We start from the raw sequence: 17,876 nt of genomic DNA on the forward strand, positions 1-17,876 counted from the left end.
TACTGCCTAGTATAAGTGAATCTGGGTATGGCCTAGATACAGTATAGGTGAGAGTTACTTGATTAAAAAAGCATTATTACTTTTTTCGATTGGTTTTTTGTGTGTATTAACCGTAGGAGGGCTGTTTAGCTATTGGCCTACTATTGCCGCAAGTGTGTACGTACTTATGAGTACAATTACCATTTTAGTTTATAAATGGGACAAACGTTTGGCCATGAGTAAAAAGCAGCCCGTGGTGAGAGTGCCAGAGCGAACTTTACATCTATTAGCACTATTATGTGGCTGGCCGGGGGCGTTAATCGCTCAGCAATGGTTTAGGCATAAATCACAAAAGCGTATTTTTATAGCCGTACTTTGGCTCACCATCATTATTAACTGCAGTGCGTTATTTGGCGGCTACTATTATTGGCAACTAGGGTAAAACATTACTCGTAGATAGCTTAAAGTAGTTCAAAAAATGACTATTAATTAAAATATTAAAAATAAAAAGGAATAATATTAATGAAATCTTTTATTTTAGGTCTTGGCCTAATGTTTGTAAGCCTGCCAGTATTTGCGAATGACTTAGAGCCCGCAATAAAAGACTTTGGCTTTTTTTATAATGTACCCTCACATGCACCTATAACGCAAAACACACATTTTAAAATTGCCTTTGATGTTGGTAAAGGCGCGCAAAAGGGTGAGCAAAATAATGGTATGAATTCTTTAGCGCGGTTTATCAATATGCATATAGCACATGGTATTAAACCAGAAAATATAGAGCTGGCACTCGTAATACATGGCAGTGCAAGCGTAGATGTGCTTGATAATAATACATATAAAAACCGCTTTGAAGTCGATAACAAAAATCAAAGCTTAATTGAGCAATTACTTGCTAATAATACGGTGGTTTATGTATGTGGGCAGTCGGCCACGCACTATAAAGTAGCTCCTGAGCAGTTAATAAAAGGCGTAAAAATGTCGTTATCGGCAATGACAGCACATGCGCAGTTACAACAGCAGGGCTATACGCTAAACCCTTTTTAATGATAAAAAACATATTATGCTTTGGGGATTCCAATACTTGGGGTTTAAATCCGCAAACAGGAAAACGATTTAGTGCTACAGTGCGCTGGCCAGCAAAGCTTGCTGTAAAGTTAGGGGCTAATTTTACAATAATAGAAGCTGGGCAGCCTAACCGTGCTTTAGTAAACAACCCACCGTTTGCAGGTGAGTTATCGGGCGTAACTTATTTACAGTCTTACTTAAATGAACTTAAAATAGATTTAATTATTATAGATTTAGGTACTAACGATCTGAAAAATCGGTTTAGTTTAAATGTGCACGATATTGCCGCTGGGTTAACAGCATTAATAGATTCAATATTGAATTTTTATGAGCAAAGCAATGCGCCAGGCTCTCCAAAAATTTTAATACTTAGTCCCGCTCATGTACGAGAAGTAGGAAGTTACGCAGGCGTATACAAAGGGGCAGAGCAAAAAGTAGTGCAATTAGCAGCAGCATTTGCAAATGTTGCTAGCATAAAACAATGCTCATTTTATGATTTGGCAAGGATTGTGAGTGTTTCAAATGAGGATGGTGTGCATTTGGACGAAAAACAGCATCAAAAAATTAGTGATGCATTAGAGGCGATTATTCGTGAGTTTTAATTTTTAAATATTTATTGTAAATATATTATCAGAAACTTGAATTTTCAGTTACTTATGTAATTATTAAAGGACTTTGCATAAATGGGGATACCTCAATTTACAATGAAACAGCATCCTAAAAAAATAATAGTAGTACTGCTATCAGGTGGATTTATATTTGCATTAGGTTGCTTTATTTTATTGTACTTTGCGGGTCAAAAATTAGTAGCGCAAACACATTCAGACTCACAATATTTACTCTCCCAAGTAGACGATGGTGTAGAGGAAAGCGTTCGTGTTTTAACTAAATTAAATAACCTAAATTTTACTACTTGTAACGAAGCGAATTTACTTGCTATGCGGCGGATGCTATTTGATGCCAAGTTTGCTATTGATATAGGCTACTTTAAAAATAATATATTAATCTGTACTACAGGTACTGGTATGCTTGAAAATCCTTTACCAGATAACCAACCAGATTATATTGTAAATAAAAATAAACCCTCACAAATAGGCATACGCTTTGAGCCTGAACTTTACTTATTACTCTTTACCGAGCGCCCACTAAAAGTACTAATTATTCGCCAAGGCAATTATAACCTCATACTAAAATCAGAAGTATTCGATCCTAAAATTATTGTAACGCCTAATTGGCAGGTTTTTTATAAAGAATCTGAAAACTTATTTCATTTAGCTGGGCAAACAGGGCTTCATAATAATATAAAAAGTAATGACTATTTACATTACGAAACGAATATAACGTGCAGTAATAATAATAGAAATTATTGTGTTGCCTTGTATTTGCCATGGGATGTATTTTTTACCGATAATCGTCAACTATTTATTATTTCGTTTATTTTAATTTGCCTGGTGAGTATTTCGTGTGGCTTATTAGTTGATGAGCACCTAACTACGCGCCGCTCAATTGTAAGCAGGATACGTAGGGGATTAAAGAGCGGTAATTTTTATTGGGTTTATCAGCCAATAGTTAATTTACAAAGCGGAAAAATAATTGGTTGCGAGGTACTTGCGCGCTTTAAAGATGATTACGGGGTGCTTACACCGGATCAATTTATTCCTATACTTAGACAAATTAATTTAACTTGGTCTTTTACCAAAATAATGATTAACACTGTACTTAATGAGTTAGAAAGTGCAGAGCAGTTACCAAGTGGATTTAAGGTGTCATTAAATATTTTTCCTTGTGATGTAGAGCAAGGGAATGTGTTGTCATTACCGAAAATAACCGGATTAATGCAATCTAAATTTGTAATTTGTTTAGAAATAACCGAAGACGAGTATTTAGATTCAACTATTGCTCATGGCTATTTTAAAACATTAATCGAGTCGGGTTTTCGCTTGTCACTTGATGATTTTGGCACTGGTTATTCAAACTTAAAAAACTTACATAATTTGAGTTTCCATCAGCTTAAAATAGACCGTTCATTTGTACAAGACATAGCTACGGAAGGCTTAAAAGCCTCTATGATCCCTAATATTATGGAGTTGGTACATAAATTTGGTTATACCTGTGTGGCAGAGGGCATAGAAACAACAGAGCAAGAAGTCATTTTAAAAGAAGCAGGGGTACATTACGGGCAAGGCTGGAAGTATGGCCGGCCTATGCCTATTTTAGAATTTAAAGAGTATATAGCTAATCGATAAAGTAACGCTTAGCGTATATAAAAGCACAGGTGTTACTTTAAAAATTATAATTAGGATTTACTATGGCTAAATCAATACTCACTGCTTTTTTATTTATATTTTTAGCGGCATGTTCTACTCAGTACCCAAATCAGCAAGTAATTGGTAAACAATTTCCAACGATTGACGGCGAAAGTTTAACGCAAAATAAAGTGACGATTCCAAGCAGTCTTACTGCAGATAAAACACTTTTGCTTATAGGTTATAAGCAAGATAGTCAGTTTGACATTGATCGCTGGTTAATTGGCTTAGATATGAGTGGCGTAGTTATTCCTACCTACGAACTACCCACTATTGCTGGTATGGCACCTCGCATGTTTAGTGCATTTATAGACAGTGGTATGCGCAAAGGAATTCCAAAAGAGCTTTGGGCTGGGGTAATCACTATTTATAAAGACGGCGAAAAAGTACAAAAATTTACTGGTAATCAAAATCCTAACAATACCCGTGTAGTCCTTATAAATAACAGCGGTAAAATACTTTATTTTTACGATAGAGGCTTTTCAGTTGATGCGTTAAATAAGTTAAAAGAGACTATAAACTAAATTTATTGATTGCTCTTTTTTATAGCTTTACTCTAAGTTTTAATTTACTTGTGCTAGCTAGCCCTAGCCTCTACTAATATGAATTTTTGTTTCGTTAATTATAGTGTTTTAGACAATAACTAATGGTTGTTCTGGGTTAAATTAATAGATACTTAAGGCTGCAAAGTACACTGATAGTTAGCTGAAAACAGGTGGTTAACAACTGTGAACAAATGTAAAAACCGTGTTGTAAGTTGTTCAAAAATTAGGTAGTGTTACATAAGGATTCTAAGGAAGAGTTTTATGTTACAGCAATCAGCTTTTATAAAAACAAATTTAAAATCATCGGCTTACTCGTATAGTTATAAGGATATTTTAAGAACCCTCCAGGCTTTGTTTAACACTATAAATATGGATGATGCACTGCCAAACGTTGAGCAACGTTCACAATATGACGGTAACTTTTAACTAATAAAATAGTTACCTATTAATATGACACAAGCCCAGCAATGCTGGGCTTTTTAGTGTCAGGTTTTATTAAAAAGCGGCAGCTAATCCATTTTAGTTGTGATTTAGCAACTAACTAAGTTTATGTTTACTAACAATTAGTCCGTTCACATCGGCGTAAAGCCAATCATTAGGCTCAATGCAGACACTTAACATGGCAATAGCTTGATTATTTTCACCATAACCTCGCTTTAACGTACAGCGTGGTGTTGAGCCAAGCGCCATAATAGGTAAATTTAAGGTAGCAAGAATCTCAATATCTCGGCAACAACCATTTATAACTATACCTTCCCAGCCATTTTTTAAAGCACGCTCTGCCATAATATCGCCAATAAATGCAAAGCGTTTACTAGCAAAGCCGTTAATAACCAGCACTTTACCTACGCCATTTTGATGAAGTATTTCAGCGGCAAACGAATTGTCATCGGGGCACGTTACAGTAACGACTTGACCACTAAAGGTGGTTTTGTTGCCAAAGTGCTGTAATCCACAGTCGGCTACTTGTACGCTATCACGGTGTTCGTCGTATAGATCGGGAGTCGTGAACTTGTTCATATTTGCTTTCTCTGTTTAGTGAGTTATTTAACCACACCACTGTAAAAGTGGTAATACGAGACAAAAGAGTCAGTAACTTTAATTTACCTAGCGTTTGTGCTGCTTTGCTAAATTTAAACACTGAATGGCTGTTTACGCTTATTGCTTATAACTATAGTGATAATATTTAGCTTTGATAATGCTAGTTATGCACTGCAGATTAACGGCATGTTATTGTTAAAACAAAAAATTACTGTTAGTTTAGCTTCAAATTATTAAGTAGTACTTTAGGTTTAATATGGATTTTATAAGCAAAAATAAATATACACTTTATGGAGTCGCTGCAATATTACTGTGGAGCTGCTTAGTGGCATTACTACGGGATATTTCTGAGTTGTTTAGCCCCATTGGTGGTGCTGCGGCAATGTACTCTGTCAGTGCGATATTTTTAATTTTGGTTATGGGAGTGCCTAAGTTTAGTGGATTTTCGAAACGCTACTTGGTAGTAGGTACTTTATTATTTGTGTCGTACGAAATTTGCTTGGCACTTTCTATCGGTATGGCAAATAGCCGCCATCAGGCTATGGAAATGGCGGTAATTAATTATTTATGGCCCACGCTGACTATATTGCTCTCTATTATTATTGGGCGTAAAAAAGTAAGTTACTGGGTTTACCCAAGTATGATCATTGCTTTTTTAGGGGTTGCTTGGTGTATTACGGGCGATCAAGAAATGTCAGTCGATACGTTAGTTACTAACTTTGCTGATAATCCTGCTACTTATTTAATGGCATTAGCTGCCGCGTTTATATGGGCTATTTATTGCGTAGTAACGCAAAAAATAAGTAATGGTAAAAATGCTATTACGTTATTTTTTACTGTTACGGCAATGAGTTTGTGGGCGCAATATGGTTTTAGTAATGAAGCGCCATTAACGTTTTCAATCAGCTCAAGCATGACATTGTTACTTGCGGGTGTAGTTGTTGGCAGTGGTTATGCACTGTGGAATCAAGCGATTATTGGCGGTAACTTAATGCTGCTAGGAACGCTTTCGTACTTTACACCGGTGTTTTCTACTATTATTTCGGCGTTGTATTTGTCTATTACGTTAAGTGCTTCGTTTTGGCAAGGAGTGGTGCTGGTAACAGTTGGCTCGCTAATTTGCTACTTTGTAACGCGAGATAAACCCCAAAAATATAATGTAGAAGTAACGACTTAAATAAGCAGTCCGCTAAAGTTTAGTTACACCTAAAGCTCTTTTATAAGGGCTTTTGAACTTTATTTAGAGTTTTAACCTGCGTGAGTAAATTGAGCACTTTTTGCTGGCCAAATGTGTGTGCAAATTGCTCGGCTGTTTGGCCTGCTTTGTTTTGATGTGCGTTGTCGCAATCAAGTGATACCAGTGTTTTGGCTATACTAAATTCACCTCTAAAAATAGCGGCCATTAGCGCTGTGTTGCCTCGGTTGTCTTCCATGCAAGCATTAGCGCCTAAGTGCAAAAGTGTGTTAACCGTGTTTTTATTACCATGGTAAGTGGCAATCATTAATGCGGTGTAACCTTTATTGTTGTAGCTGTCGATAGGAATGCCGGCACTTACAAATTGCTTAATTACAGCGGTATCGTTGGTACGTGCAGCAGCAAAGTAATAAGCAAATAAACTCTCGTATTGTGTTTGCGCTGAGTGTTGGTTTTCAAGTTGTGTACTAGGTGTTTGTGTATCCGTTGTATTTTGAGCGTAAACACTACTGGTAAAACTTATTAGTAGCACTACTATAATTAATAAATTACGCATTACTTTATACCTTTTAAAAAGAGGAAGGGGATTGGTTGCCTCCTTCCTCATGGTTGTGGTTACTTATATAACAGCTTGTATAGTTGAGGTTAATGTTTTGTAACTTGCTAATTACAGGTTAGCTGCAAGCTGCTTAACTATTTTAATATCGCCATTAACGGCTTTAGTTAAACGTGTACCGTACTCACTATCAGCTTTGTAAAAGTGGCTAAGCATTTTGTGCTTAACGTTACTGTCTTTTATTTTTACTAAATCGCCCGCTAGGTTATTGATCAGATTAGTACGCTCTTGCTTACTAAAACCTCGGTATAAAACACCTGCTTGCGCGAAGTTTTGCTGCTTTTTAATGGCGGCTTGTTGTACGTAACCTTGCAGTTGCGTTTGGCTTCTACGGGCAATTGGGTTTTCAGCTACGTTTTCTTGGCTTGGTTGATAGTTTACGTTGCTTTGAGTATTACCATAGTTCATTGCGCCGTCTTGGTTGTAGTTAACTACCTCCACTTTTGCACGGTTAATTGGCAACTGTTGATGGTTAGCACCAAGGCGATACATTTGCGTATCTGCGTATGAAAATACACGCCCTTGTAATAACTTATCTTCTGAGGGTTCAATACCCGCAATAATGTTAGACGGTGCCATTGCTACTTGTTCTGTTGACTGAAAAAAGTTAGTTGGCATGCGATTAAGCGTTAATGTACCTGCCTTCACTTCTTTTACACCTAACCACATTTTTGTTGCATCTAATGGGTTGTAATCAAAGTCGTCAAGCTGCGACGGATCAAGCGTTTTAATGTATAGATCCCATTCTGGGAAGTTACCTTTATTTACTTCGCTGTATAAATCACGCGTTAAATGTTGAAAGTCTTGGCTTTGAACTTCAGCGACTTCTTTTGCATTTAAATTCTCAATGCCTTGTTTACTTACCCAATGAAATTTAACGTACTTAACATCGCCCGATTTATTGATCATTTTATAAGAGTGAACACCCCAACCATCCATTTTACGTAAGCTTGCTGGTGTGCCGTAGTCGCTATAAACCCACGTTAACATGTGAGTAGAGCCTGGTTCGTGCGAGAAAAAGTCAAAAACACGGTTAGGATCTTGAATGTTATCTACTGGTGATGGTTTTAATGAATGGATCATATCTGGAAATTTTATTGCATCACGAATAAAAAATACCGGTAAGTTAAGGCCCACTAAATCCCAGTTACCTTGATCGGTGTAAAATTTAATCGCAAAGCCACGTGGGTCGCGCAGTGTTTCTGGGCTACCTTTTGAGTGAATTACCGATGAAAAACGTACAAAAACGTCAGTTTCTTTACCGACCTCGGTAAAAGGTGCTGCCATGGTTAAATCATCTAAACTTTTTGATGCCACAAATACACCATGAGCACCCGTACCACGCGCATGTACCACACGCTCAGGGATACGTTCACGTGCAAAGCGTTGTAGTTTTTGAATTAGTTGTACGTCTTCTAATAACACACTGCCGCGCTCGCCTGCAGTTATTGAATTTTGGTTGTCGCCAACAGCTGCGCCGTTGTCTTTAGTTAATGTAGCCGCGCTTGCTGGTAATGCCATCGCAAGTGTTAACGCGCTTAATGTTAGTTTTGTATTCTTGTTTATTGCGTTTAATAAAATATTCATGTCGACCTTATTATTTAAAATTGCCGGCAGTGCTGCTGGCTGTTTAACTGTTGAGGAGTGTATGAATATTCCTTTGTTCGGTAAAGTTGATTAAATAGATTGGAATAATTCATAAATAAGATTGCAAGAGGGGCTTAAAATATACTTTTAGATCCAATTTTAGGTTTATATATTTTTTGTAAACTTGATTAAATACAGCGGCTTTTAGTTTTGTTTATTTATGTTTGTAGTAGCGACAAGTAAATTCGTTCACTTTTTGTTGACATTCAAAAACAATAAAGGGAATATGCTCGCTAGTCGGGCTTATGCTCACCTGGTGTTTTGCACAAAAAGTAAATGTTTAAGGTAACCCAATGAACGCTAAAATTGATTTAGTAATATTTGATTGCGATGGGGTAGTCATCGACAGTGAAATACTCAGCGCTCAAGTGTTGATTGATATGCTTGCGTATTTAACGGTTAACATTGACCGCGGATATGTACAGCAACACTTTTTGGGGTGTAATTTTAAAACCGTAAGTCAAAAAATCCAAAACGCCTTTAATGTCACTTTGCCAAATAGCTTTGAAGATGATTACCGAGAAGCGCTCTTAAACGAGTTTGGTTCAGCGCTCAGTACAACCGATGGCATAAACGAAGTACTTAATAACTTAGCTGTGCCCAAATGTATTGCCACAAGTAGCAGTCCAGCACGTACAGCTAAAGCATTAGATATAGTTAATTTAAGTAACTGTTTTAGCAATACGATATTTACCAGCAGTGAAGTAAAGCGTGGTAAACCCGCCCCCGACTTATTTTTACATGCAGCTAAGCAAATGGGCGTAAAACCAGAGCATTGCTTGGTAATTGAGGACAGCGAAGCTGGCGTATGCGCAGCTATAAATGCCAATATGCAAGTACTGCATTATAGTGGCGGGCAGCACATGCAAGCGGCCATTAACTATGTTCATAAAGCGTATCCAAATGTTGCTCACTTAACCCATTGGCAGCAGTTTTTTACAGCTTATCCAGCACTTAAAAGTAAAAACATTTAAACATAACTACTTATACCAACACACATTTATAGGGTTTATAAGTGGCAAAATATAAGCGTTGTTAGTACTGATATTAATTATAAAAACTAAAACAAGTGGTTACGCGTTTATAAAACTAAATTATAAGAAGCAAAGTCTTTAGGTATTAAGTACTTTGCTGTTAACAACTAGGAAATACCATGGCAACGAGTCCACACACACACACATTTAAAGATGTAAACGAAGAGCAACTTCCGGTTGCTAATAATAAGCTTCACGGCTGGAAACATTTTGCAGGGCTATACGCTGGTGAACATGTTGCTGCCACTGAATTTGTTATTGGCGCAACCTTTGTTGCATTAGGCGCATCAACCATCGACATTCTATTGGGGTTATTAATAGGTAACCTGTTAGCAATGTGTTCTTGGTGGCTAATTACGGCACCCATTGCAGTACAAACCCGCTTAAGTTTATATAACTACTTAAACAAAATTGCTGGTAACTCAATGACCAAGCTCTATAACTGGGCTAATGTAGTTATTTTTAGTGTTATATCGGCGGCCATGATCACGGTATCCTCCACCGCCGTGCGGTTTTTGTTCGACATACCCGCGCAGCTTGATTGGTATCCAAACAGCTTTTGGTTTGTCGCCATTGTTTTAGCCGTTGGCTCAATTGTTGTATTTGTTGCTATGTATGGCTTTTCAACCGTTGCTGACTTTTCAAAACTGTGTGCGCCCTGGCTATTTGTTATATTTATTGCAGGCTCGTTCGCGTTATTCCCTGAGCTTTCAAACCACGTATTGGGTTCTACCTCTTTAACTAGCTTTAGCGACTTTATGACCATAGGCGACTCCTCCATCTGGACGGGCACCAATGCCGATGGTGAAAAAGGCATTGGCCTATTAGAAGTGATTGGCTTTGCATGGGCTGCTAACTCAATTACTCACTTTGGTTTAATCGACATGGCTATTTTTAGATTTGCTAAACGCAAAAGCTATGGCTTGTTCTCTGGTGTGGGTATGTTTTTTGGTCATTACTTAGCGTGGATCTCTGCCGGTATTATGGGCGCAGGTGTTGCGGTATTACTTAAAACAACCATTTCATCACTTGATCCGGGTGATGTTGCATACCATGCATTAGGTTGGACTGGCTTTGTTATTGTAATTATTGCCGGTTGGACTACAGCTAACGCAAACCTATACCGCGCTGGCCTTGCAGCACAATCTATATTTGTTAATCAGTCACGTGAGCGCACCACCGCCATAGTAGGTGTGGTAACCGTAATTATTGCGTGCTTCCCGTTTGTATTTTCACAAATGCTACCACTACTTACCTACGCCGGTTTATTAGTTGTGCCAGTGGGCGGCATTGTGTTTGCTGAACATGTGTTATTTCCTAAAATTGGCCTAACACGTTACTGGGCTAAATATAAAAATATTACCCGCAGCATCCCTGCTATTGCCTCATGGGCACTTGCACTTGTGTTCGGTTTTGGCTTAAACGCAATTGATGTAATGTCGTTTTACTACTTGTTTATTCCTACCTGGATTTTCACCATCGTTATTTACACACTTTTAGCTAAAAAATACGGTGCCGGTGAAGATTACACGCAAGAGATTGCAGCAGAAGAGCAAGAGCAACGTGATATTAAAGAATATCAAGCAGCTGAGGCTAAAGACATTCCAAAGCCAGTAATTGACAGCTCTGTATTTACCAAAGTTCTTAATGGCATATCGACTATTTCATTGGTGATTATTTTTATATTTGCCAGCCAAGTGATGTTTTTCAGTGACACTATGGTGATGTACAGCGCTAATAAGTCGCAGTTCGAAATTGCCTGTTTTATTTGTACTGTTATTTATTTTGTTACTGCGTACTGGTCGTTAAAACGCCATAAAGTACTCAATACAGCATCGTAATTACTTATCGTAATACAGTATCGTAATTTATATTTTATTTTTGTTTAGTAAGGTCGCACCATGACGCAACATCAACACACAAACGCTCTTGTTACAGGGCTAAACCAACAGAGCTTGGCTCAATTACCAAGCCATGTTGACACACCAAGTTACGACCGTAGCGCCGTTAAAGCGGGGATTGTTCATATTGGTGTAGGCGGCTTTCATCGTGCTCACCAAGCGGTATATGTTAACGAGCTTTTAAAAACCCCAGGCTCTGAGCAGTGGGGCATATGTGGTGTTGGCCTGTTAGAGGGTAACCGTGGTCTGCGTGATATTTTAAAGCAGCAAGATTACCTTTACACGCTAACTGTTAGACACCCAGACGGTAAAATAGATAACAAAGTAATTGGCTCAATGATCGACTTTTTGTTTGCTCCAGAGGACAAACAAGCGGTAATTAATAAACTCGCACACAGCGATACTAAAATTGTGTCGCTTACTATTACCGAAGGCGGTTATAACTTTAACCCGGCAACGGGCGAGTTTGATTACAGCAATCCAGATATTATTAACGACATTAATAACCCGAACGACCCAATTACGGCGTTTGGTTACATTACTGCTGCGCTAAAACTGCGTAAAGAGCAAGGTTTGGGCGCGTTTACAGTACAGTCGTGCGATAACATTCAGCATAACGGTAACGTAACACGCAAAATGCTTTTAGCCTTTGCCACAGAGCAAGACAAAAACCTAAGTGAGTGGATTGAGCAAAACGTATCGTTTCCAAATGCGATGGTTGACCGCATAACACCGGTATCTAAAAAGAGTGATATTGATTACGTGGTTGATGCCTATGGTGTTAGCGACGAGTGGCCAATTACTTGTGAGTCGTTTACACAATGGGTAATAGAGGACACATTTAGTGACTCTCGCCCAAATTGGGATGTTGTTGGTGCACAGTTTGTAACTGATGTGACGCCTTATGAAACCATGAAAATACGTTTACTTAATGCTGGGCATTCTGTGCTTGGTTTATTAGGTTCAATTCATGGTTATGGCACAATTGACGAAACGGTATCTGATGAATTATTTGCCACATACCTACGTGCTTTTATGGATAAAGAAGTAACGCCAAACCTTGAACCGCTTGAAGGTATTGATCTTCAAAGCTACAAAGATACGTTAATAGAGCGTTTTGCTAATCCTAATATTAAAGACAGCCTGGCGCGTATTTGCAGTGAAAGCTCAGCTAAACTGCCTAAGTTTTTAATTGCCACAATTAACGAAAACCTAGTACAAGGTCGAGATATATCGTTGGCAACACTTGTCATTGCTACTTGGTGTTTATACAGCGATAAAGGTGTAAGTGAAAAAGGCGAAAAGCTTGAAATTCAAGATGCGATGCACAAAGAGCTAAATGCATACGCGCAGCAAAGCCAAGCTAACCCAACTGCATTTTTAAAGCTAACAAGCTTGTTTGGTAAGCTTGAGCATAACGAAACGTTTACTGCTGAATATAAAAAGTCGATTGCTGCGTTGTATGCACCTAATAGTAAAATTAAAGCCATTATGCAGGCTGTACTTGAGCAAAAGAGTAACTAATTATGAGCATTTTAATTAATCATAAATCAGGCGAAAACGTAAGTGTTAGCTGCTTTGGCGAAGTGCTGTGGGATTGTTTTGACTCTGGTAAACGCTTAGGTGGCGCGCCACTTAATATGTGTGTGCGTATTAACTCACTGGGCATAAAAGCCGACATGATCAGCGCCGTTGGTAACGACGAGTTAGGCGCTGAGCTGCTCGGCGAAATTGCGAGCAAAGGCGTAAGCTGCGATTATATTGCTATTAACAGTGACAAAAAAACCAGCACGGTTGAGGTAACACTCGATAGTGGTGGCTCAGCAAGTTATGAAATAGTGGCAGATACAGCGTGGGATAATATAGCGCTTACAGATGAGTTACTGAGTAAAGTTAAAAGTAGCGATGTATTTGTATTTGGCAGCCTAATAGGGCGAAGCGAAACGTCTTTGGCAACATTAAATCAATTAGTTGATGTAGCAAACTTTAAAGTATTTGACGTAAACCTACGTGCGCCTCACTACACATTAGCAACACTCGTAGATTTAATGAACAAAGCCGACTTCATCAAATTAAACGACGAAGAGCTATACGAAATTGCTAAAGCTATGGGTTGTAAGTTCCATTCGCTTGAGCAAAACTTAGCCTTTATTGCTGCACAAACTAATACCGAATATTTATGTGTAACTAAAGGCAGCCATGGCGCATTACTCACCATTAAAGGCGAAAACTACTATAACTCAGGCTATTTAATTAGTGTTGTTGATACAGTTGGCGCAGGGGATTCGTTTTTAGGCTCGTTAATTTATCAGCTGTGCAGTAGTGATTGCGCACAACATGCGGTTGACTTTGCTTGTGCTGTTGGTGCTATGGTCGCCGAAAGTGCCGGAGCAACACCTACTTTAACGCATCAACAAATAAATGAGTTTATGAACCCATAAATAAATTGATGATTAGATATTGTTAATTTTTATCGATAACTTATCGGGCAGAATAAAAAAGGCAGATTTACTCAGTAAAACTGCCTTTTTTATTACTCTAAATCTTTACATTCTGCACAGTTAACGCTCAATAAGGCCACGAAATAGGTCTAAGTTATTTTATTCGACTATAGTATTAGCTAAACGTCTTATAGTAAGAATATTAATCCTTTGTTAATGTTCGTCGATTATTCACGGAATGAAAGGCCGGAGCGGCAAACAGTGCGCTCTTTAATACAAATACAAAAAGAGAAACATGCTTTATGATCATCTTTTTTATCTGCATCACAATTTTAATACTGGGTTATAAATTTTATAGTCCCTTTGTTGAAAAGCAAGCAGGTTTAGACTCAACGATTGAAACACCACAACAGCGCTTTAGCGAAGGTGTTGATTACGTGGCTATTCATCCTGTGCGTGCATTTTTAATTCAATTTTTAAACATCGCCGGTGTAGGTCCTATTTTTGGTCCTATTCTTGGTGCTTTATACGGGCCCGTTGCACTAGTTTGGATTGTACTAGGTAACGTGTTAGGTGGTGCTGTTCACGACTTCTTCTCAGGTGTTATGAGTATAAAAGAAGACGGGAAAAGCCTGCCAGAAATAGCCGGACATTACTACAACATTGTATTTAAAGGCTTTATGCTGATATTTACTGCCATGCTACTATTTTTTGTAGGCGTAGTATTTATTATGAGCCCTGCGGGCTTATTAAGTAACCTTGATTTTTTTGAAGGTACAATGCTGGCAAATAACACCTTTTGGGTGTTGGCTATTTTAGCGTATTACTTTTTAGCTACCTTGCTACCAATTGATAAAATTATTACTAAGTTTTACCCAATTTTTGGCGCTTTAATGATTGTAATGACAGTTGCTATTGCAGTTTCGTTATTAATTAACGCACCACACTTACCTGTTGCAGGTGACTTTTTAGCTTACTTTAGTGGCGATCATGCACATGACTTTTTAGAGCCCAACCCGGATGGTTTACCTACGTGGCCATTGTTATTTATAACAATTACCTGTGGCGCTATTAGTGGTTTTCACTCAACACAAGCACCTATTATTGCACGCTGTTTAACAAACGAAAAATATGTACGCCCGGTATATTACGGCGCCATGATGTGTGAAGGTATTGTTGGTTGTGTTTGGGCACTTGCTGGTATTGCAGCATTCCCAGAAGGTTATGCAGGTTTAAAAGCATTACTTGATCAAGGTGGCCCAGGTTTAGTAGTTAATCATATTGCTAATAGCTACTTAGGTGTATTTGGTGGTGTTATGGCTATTATTGCTGTAGCTGTATTCCCAATCACTTCAGGTGATACTGCGTTCCGTTCACTGCGTTTAACTGTAGTTGATGCGTTTAATATTCCACAAAGCTTACGTAACCGTTTATTAGTAGCGATTCCAATTTTAGCAATTGCTTACTTTATGACTAAGCTCGACTTCTCGCTTATTTGGCGCTACTTTGCGTTCTCAAACATGCTGCTTTCTACTAGCGTATTATGGCTGGCAACTAAGTACTTGTTTGACCGCGGTGCATTCCATTGGATTGCCAGTATTCCTGCAGTAATTGCCACAGCAGTGACGCTTTCATACATTATGACAGCGGCAATTGGTCTTAACTTATCAAGTGATATGGGCAAACCAATTGGTGCAGTGGTAGCAGTGATTGGCTTTATTACACTTGCCATAGTGCACTCTAAGCACAAAGGTAGAGTAAAAGTTATTAATTAAAAAATGACTATAAATCATAAGTGTTAATTAAAAACGAGCAGTTAAACCTGCTCGTTTTTTTATGCCTAATAATAAAAGCTCCATCACACTTACGGCTAAATAACATGACTTAATTTAATGCTACCAATATAACTGTTATTATTTGTTAATTGCTTTAACTGAGTTAGGAAAAAAAATGAAAATAGCCGCTGATTTTAGTAAGCGCGTTGTTGTACATAGTGAAAAACTAGAGTGGGTAGCCTCGCCAATGGCGGGAGTACATAGACGCCCTTTGGACAGAGTAGGTGATGAAGTTGCCCGCGCTACAAGCATAGTGCGCTATGCGCCTGGCAGTGAATTTTCGCCGCATATACATACAGGTGGTGAAGAGTTTTTAGTGCTCGATGGCGTATTTCAAGATGAGCACGGCGATTACCCTGTAGGTAGTTATATTCGCAATCCTCCCCAGTCAAAGCACAAACCGGGATCTCAGGGGGGCTGCGTAATATTTGTAAAATTGTGGCAGTTTCAACCACAAGATAGACAGCATGTGTGTTTACACACTAAAAAAATGCAAGGCGTTACGCACCCCCAGTTTAATAATGTTAGCGTAATTTCTTTATATAAAGATAACTTTGAAGAGGTAAGCTTACTGCACTTTAAACCTAACGCCGACATGGTTATAAATGCAAAGGATGGGGCTGAGCTGTTAGTACTTGAGGGGTTGCTTAACGAGCAAACAGATACCCTTATTAAAAATAGCTGGTTAAGAGTGCCTATTAATAGCACTGTTAATGCTAAAGCAGGAAGTACAGGCGCAACAGTCTGGCTTAAAACCGGTTATTTAACTGATGTAGCAAACCAAATCACTCGATTAAAAAATGCATAATTAACCACTTCAAATGAAGTAGCAAAACCCCCGTTATAGCTGAGCTTTGAGTTGTATCAGTATGGGCCTTAAGCTATCACCTATACTCAAAGTACATTTATTGTAAGAGTACTTATTATGGTTGGTTTAACGCACGGTTTATCTATTGGCATTGAACGCTCAGGAAGTGAGTTTTTTTTAACGCTAAAAGCGGTAGGTACATTAACTCACAAAGATTATAAGATTATTACGCCCATGATCGACTCAGCCCTAAGTAAAGTGGATCACCCTATAGTTAAAGTGCTGATAGATGGCTCACAATTAGAAGGTTGGGAAATTAGAGCTGCATGGGATGACTTAAAGCTTGGGTTAAAACACGGTAAAAACTTTAAAAAAGTGGCTGTTTACGGCAATAAAGAGTGGCAAGCAACCTTAGCCAAAGTAGCGGGCTGGTTTGTAGCAGGTAAAGTAGCCTACTTTGAAAACGCCACCACAGCCATTGAGTGGCTACAAGAGTAGTATTAATGTGTGGTAAGTATAAATAAAATAGCAGTAAAGTTATGTGTTTTTATTTTTTAACCTCGGCCCACTGGGCTTTTAGCCAGCGGCTTAGGGTAATAATATCGGTTTGTTTTGCTCGCGATTTTTTATATACAAAATAAAATTTACAGCCGGTTTCAACTCCATGCAGTGGCAACTTAACTAAGTGGTTATCGTGCTGTGAGGCAATAAAAAACGCATCAATAAGCGTAATACCTAAATTATAACGCGCAGCTTCTGCGGCCAGTATAACGTGACTAAAGTGATTAACTCTTACGTTTTTAGGTAGCTCAAAGCCGCCGCTTTTACACCATTGCTGCCAGTCATTGGTGCTACGTTGCTCTGACTCATCATACTGCACCGACAACAGCGGGTGCTTCCATAATTCATTGGGCAGCGATTGATTTTTTAATTGCTGCCACATGCCTTTGCCACAAGCAGGGTAAAGCTTTTCTGCAAATAAAAATAAGCTGACAAACTCACCTTTAGGTGGCGTTGTGGTAATAAAACAATCGGCAACACGGTCGCTAAAATCCGCCTCATCTACAATCATATTTAAAGTTAAGTCGATATCTGGCGAGTCATGTTTAAAGCTTTCTAATCGCGGTATTAACCACTTTACAGCTAACGAGCTATAAAGTGCTAAACGAATATGCTCAGGCTCGCCGTAACGTATTTTTTGTGTGGCAGAGGCTAAACTGGTTAATGAATGACTCACTTCTTGATAGTAACGATTGCCCGCGTCGGTTAACGAAAAGCTACGACCACTGCGGTTAAATAGCGGCTCGTTTAAATATTGCTCTAGTAATTTAACCTGATGGCTCACGGCACTTTGCGTCACATTAAGGTGTTCAGCCGCTTTAGAAAAACTATTTAATCGCGCTACAGATTCAAAACACTGAACAGCACGTAATGGGGGCAATTTCATTATTAGTTAAACT

General features: G+C 38.5%; 18 protein-coding genes. 14 read left to right on the forward strand and 4 right to left on the reverse strand.

Going from position 1 to position 17,876, the window contains the following annotated elements; all coding sequences use genetic code 11:
• The first annotated feature begins 58 nt into the window (after positions 1-58).
• The 6 genes from I6F41_RS04925 to I6F41_RS04950 all read left to right on the forward strand — a co-directional run bounded on the left by I6F41_RS04925 (position 59) and on the right by I6F41_RS04950 (position 4,324).
• Positions 59-421, forward strand: a complete 363-nt coding sequence (locus tag I6F41_RS04925; RefSeq protein WP_011329824.1) for a DUF1294 domain-containing protein — start codon at positions 59-61, stop codon at positions 419-421.
• Between the two features lie 110 nt (positions 422-531).
• The gene (locus tag I6F41_RS04930) at positions 532-1,026 is read left to right on the forward strand and encodes a DsrE family protein (protein ID WP_372811411.1); all 495 of its coding nucleotides are present in this window, start codon (positions 532-534) and stop codon (positions 1,024-1,026) included.
• Positions 1,026-1,649 carry an SGNH/GDSL hydrolase family protein gene (locus tag I6F41_RS04935; protein ID WP_179807730.1) on the forward strand — a complete coding sequence of 208 codons (624 nt, stop codon included), beginning with the start codon at positions 1,026-1,028 and terminating at the stop codon, positions 1,647-1,649. Before I6F41_RS04930 ends, I6F41_RS04935 begins: the two co-directional genes overlap by 1 nt.
• 81 nt (positions 1,650-1,730) lie before the next feature.
• Positions 1,731-3,293 carry an EAL domain-containing protein gene (locus I6F41_RS04940; protein WP_231613394.1) on the forward strand — a complete coding sequence of 521 codons (1,563 nt, stop codon included), beginning with the start codon at positions 1,731-1,733 and terminating at the stop codon, positions 3,291-3,293.
• Positions 3,294-3,355: 62 nt separating this feature from the next.
• Complete coding sequence (locus I6F41_RS04945) at positions 3,356-3,877, forward strand: hypothetical protein (RefSeq protein ID WP_197107827.1); 522 nt, start codon at positions 3,356-3,358, stop codon at positions 3,875-3,877.
• Between the two features lie 282 nt (positions 3,878-4,159).
• Positions 4,160-4,324 carry a hypothetical protein gene (locus I6F41_RS04950; protein ID WP_231613396.1) on the forward strand — a complete coding sequence of 55 codons (165 nt, stop codon included), beginning with the start codon at positions 4,160-4,162 and terminating at the stop codon, positions 4,322-4,324.
• A gap of 111 nt (positions 4,325-4,435) precedes the next feature.
• Here I6F41_RS04950 and I6F41_RS04955 read toward each other — a convergent pair whose 3' ends face one another.
• On the reverse strand, positions 4,436-4,918 hold the full coding sequence (locus I6F41_RS04955) for a putative 4-hydroxy-4-methyl-2-oxoglutarate aldolase (RefSeq protein ID WP_197107829.1): 483 nt from the start codon (positions 4,916-4,918) through the stop codon (positions 4,436-4,438).
• Positions 4,919-5,195: 277 nt separating this feature from the next.
• Here I6F41_RS04955 and yddG point away from each other — a divergent pair, with 277 nt between their 5' ends.
• The gene (gene yddG, locus I6F41_RS04960) at positions 5,196-6,116 is read left to right on the forward strand and encodes an aromatic amino acid DMT transporter YddG (RefSeq protein WP_197107831.1); all 921 of its coding nucleotides are present in this window, start codon (positions 5,196-5,198) and stop codon (positions 6,114-6,116) included.
• Positions 6,117-6,156: 40 nt separating this feature from the next.
• Here yddG and I6F41_RS04965 read toward each other — a convergent pair whose 3' ends face one another.
• Both I6F41_RS04965 and I6F41_RS04970 read right to left on the reverse strand, forming a co-directional pair.
• Complete coding sequence (locus tag I6F41_RS04965; protein ID WP_089369141.1) at positions 6,157-6,690, reverse strand: ankyrin repeat domain-containing protein; 534 nt, start codon at positions 6,688-6,690, stop codon at positions 6,157-6,159.
• Positions 6,691-6,801: 111 nt separating this feature from the next.
• On the reverse strand, positions 6,802-8,337 hold the full coding sequence (locus I6F41_RS04970) for a catalase (protein WP_197107833.1): 1,536 nt from the start codon (positions 8,335-8,337) through the stop codon (positions 6,802-6,804).
• Between the two features lie 353 nt (positions 8,338-8,690).
• Here I6F41_RS04970 and I6F41_RS04975 point away from each other — a divergent pair, with 353 nt between their 5' ends.
• The 7 genes from I6F41_RS04975 (at position 8,691) to I6F41_RS05005 (ending at position 16,914) form a co-directional block, all read left to right on the forward strand.
• Positions 8,691-9,371: an HAD family hydrolase gene (locus tag I6F41_RS04975; RefSeq protein ID WP_197107835.1), complete on the forward strand. Its 681-nt coding sequence runs from the start codon at positions 8,691-8,693 to the stop codon at positions 9,369-9,371.
• 179 nt (positions 9,372-9,550) lie between these two features.
• A complete protein-coding gene (locus I6F41_RS04980) occupies positions 9,551-11,272 on the forward strand; it encodes a purine-cytosine permease family protein (RefSeq protein WP_010553603.1) in 1,722 nt (573 codons plus the stop codon).
• 60 nt (positions 11,273-11,332) lie between these two features.
• The gene (locus I6F41_RS04985) at positions 11,333-12,856 is read left to right on the forward strand and encodes a mannitol dehydrogenase family protein (protein ID WP_197107837.1); all 1,524 of its coding nucleotides are present in this window, start codon (positions 11,333-11,335) and stop codon (positions 12,854-12,856) included.
• 2 nt (positions 12,857-12,858) lie between these two features.
• Positions 12,859-13,773, forward strand: a complete 915-nt coding sequence (locus I6F41_RS04990) for a carbohydrate kinase family protein (protein ID WP_011329842.1) — start codon at positions 12,859-12,861, stop codon at positions 13,771-13,773.
• A gap of 302 nt (positions 13,774-14,075) precedes the next feature.
• On the forward strand, positions 14,076-15,548 hold the full coding sequence (locus tag I6F41_RS04995) for a carbon starvation CstA family protein (RefSeq protein WP_011329843.1): 1,473 nt from the start codon (positions 14,076-14,078) through the stop codon (positions 15,546-15,548).
• A 175-nt stretch (positions 15,549-15,723) separates the two neighbouring features.
• A complete protein-coding gene (locus I6F41_RS05000; protein ID WP_011329844.1) occupies positions 15,724-16,416 on the forward strand; it encodes a cupin domain-containing protein in 693 nt (230 codons plus the stop codon).
• A 117-nt stretch (positions 16,417-16,533) separates the two neighbouring features.
• Positions 16,534-16,914, forward strand: coding sequence for an STAS/SEC14 domain-containing protein (locus I6F41_RS05005; RefSeq protein WP_197107838.1), 381 nt, complete (start codon positions 16,534-16,536; stop codon positions 16,912-16,914).
• Positions 16,915-16,963: 49 nt separating this feature from the next.
• Here I6F41_RS05005 and I6F41_RS05010 read toward each other — a convergent pair whose 3' ends face one another.
• A complete protein-coding gene (locus tag I6F41_RS05010; protein WP_197107839.1) occupies positions 16,964-17,863 on the reverse strand; it encodes a LysR family transcriptional regulator in 900 nt (299 codons plus the stop codon).
• Positions 17,864-17,876: the final 13 nt, after the last annotated feature.

The organism is Pseudoalteromonas sp. SCQQ13 (genome assembly GCF_015864415.1).
In the GTDB taxonomy this organism is placed as follows: Bacteria; Pseudomonadota; Gammaproteobacteria; order Enterobacterales; family Alteromonadaceae; genus Pseudoalteromonas; species Pseudoalteromonas nigrifaciens.

Bases quoted from the DNA above. Each gene is read 5' to 3' on its own strand.
- I6F41_RS04930 (WP_372811411.1), top strand. From the start codon at position 532: ATGTTTGTAAGCCTGCCAGTATTTGCGAATGACTTAGAGCCCGCAATA.
- I6F41_RS04935 (WP_179807730.1), top strand. From the start codon at position 1,026: ATGATAAAAAACATATTATGCTTTGGGGATTCCAATACTTGGGGTTTA.
- I6F41_RS04940 (WP_231613394.1), top strand. From the start codon at position 1,731: ATGGGGATACCTCAATTTACAATGAAACAGCATCCTAAAAAAATAATA.
- I6F41_RS04945 (WP_197107827.1), top strand. From the start codon at position 3,356: ATGGCTAAATCAATACTCACTGCTTTTTTATTTATATTTTTAGCGGCA.
- I6F41_RS04950 (WP_231613396.1), top strand. From the start codon at position 4,160: ATGTTACAGCAATCAGCTTTTATAAAAACAAATTTAAAATCATCGGCT.
- I6F41_RS04955 (WP_197107829.1), bottom strand. From the start codon at position 4,918: ATGAACAAGTTCACGACTCCCGATCTATACGACGAACACCGTGATAGC.
- yddG (WP_197107831.1), top strand. From the start codon at position 5,196: ATGGATTTTATAAGCAAAAATAAATATACACTTTATGGAGTCGCTGCA.
- I6F41_RS04965 (WP_089369141.1), bottom strand. From the start codon at position 6,690: ATGCGTAATTTATTAATTATAGTAGTGCTACTAATAAGTTTTACCAGT.
- I6F41_RS04970 (WP_197107833.1), bottom strand. From the start codon at position 8,337: ATGAATATTTTATTAAACGCAATAAACAAGAATACAAAACTAACATTA.
- I6F41_RS04975 (WP_197107835.1), top strand. From the start codon at position 8,691: ATGAACGCTAAAATTGATTTAGTAATATTTGATTGCGATGGGGTAGTC.
- I6F41_RS04980 (WP_010553603.1), top strand. From the start codon at position 9,551: ATGGCAACGAGTCCACACACACACACATTTAAAGATGTAAACGAAGAG.
- I6F41_RS04985 (WP_197107837.1), top strand. From the start codon at position 11,333: ATGACGCAACATCAACACACAAACGCTCTTGTTACAGGGCTAAACCAA.
- I6F41_RS04990 (WP_011329842.1), top strand. From the start codon at position 12,859: ATGAGCATTTTAATTAATCATAAATCAGGCGAAAACGTAAGTGTTAGC.
- I6F41_RS04995 (WP_011329843.1), top strand. From the start codon at position 14,076: ATGATCATCTTTTTTATCTGCATCACAATTTTAATACTGGGTTATAAA.
- I6F41_RS05000 (WP_011329844.1), top strand. From the start codon at position 15,724: ATGAAAATAGCCGCTGATTTTAGTAAGCGCGTTGTTGTACATAGTGAA.
- I6F41_RS05005 (WP_197107838.1), top strand. From the start codon at position 16,534: ATGGTTGGTTTAACGCACGGTTTATCTATTGGCATTGAACGCTCAGGA.
- I6F41_RS05010 (WP_197107839.1), bottom strand. From the start codon at position 17,863: ATGAAATTGCCCCCATTACGTGCTGTTCAGTGTTTTGAATCTGTAGCG.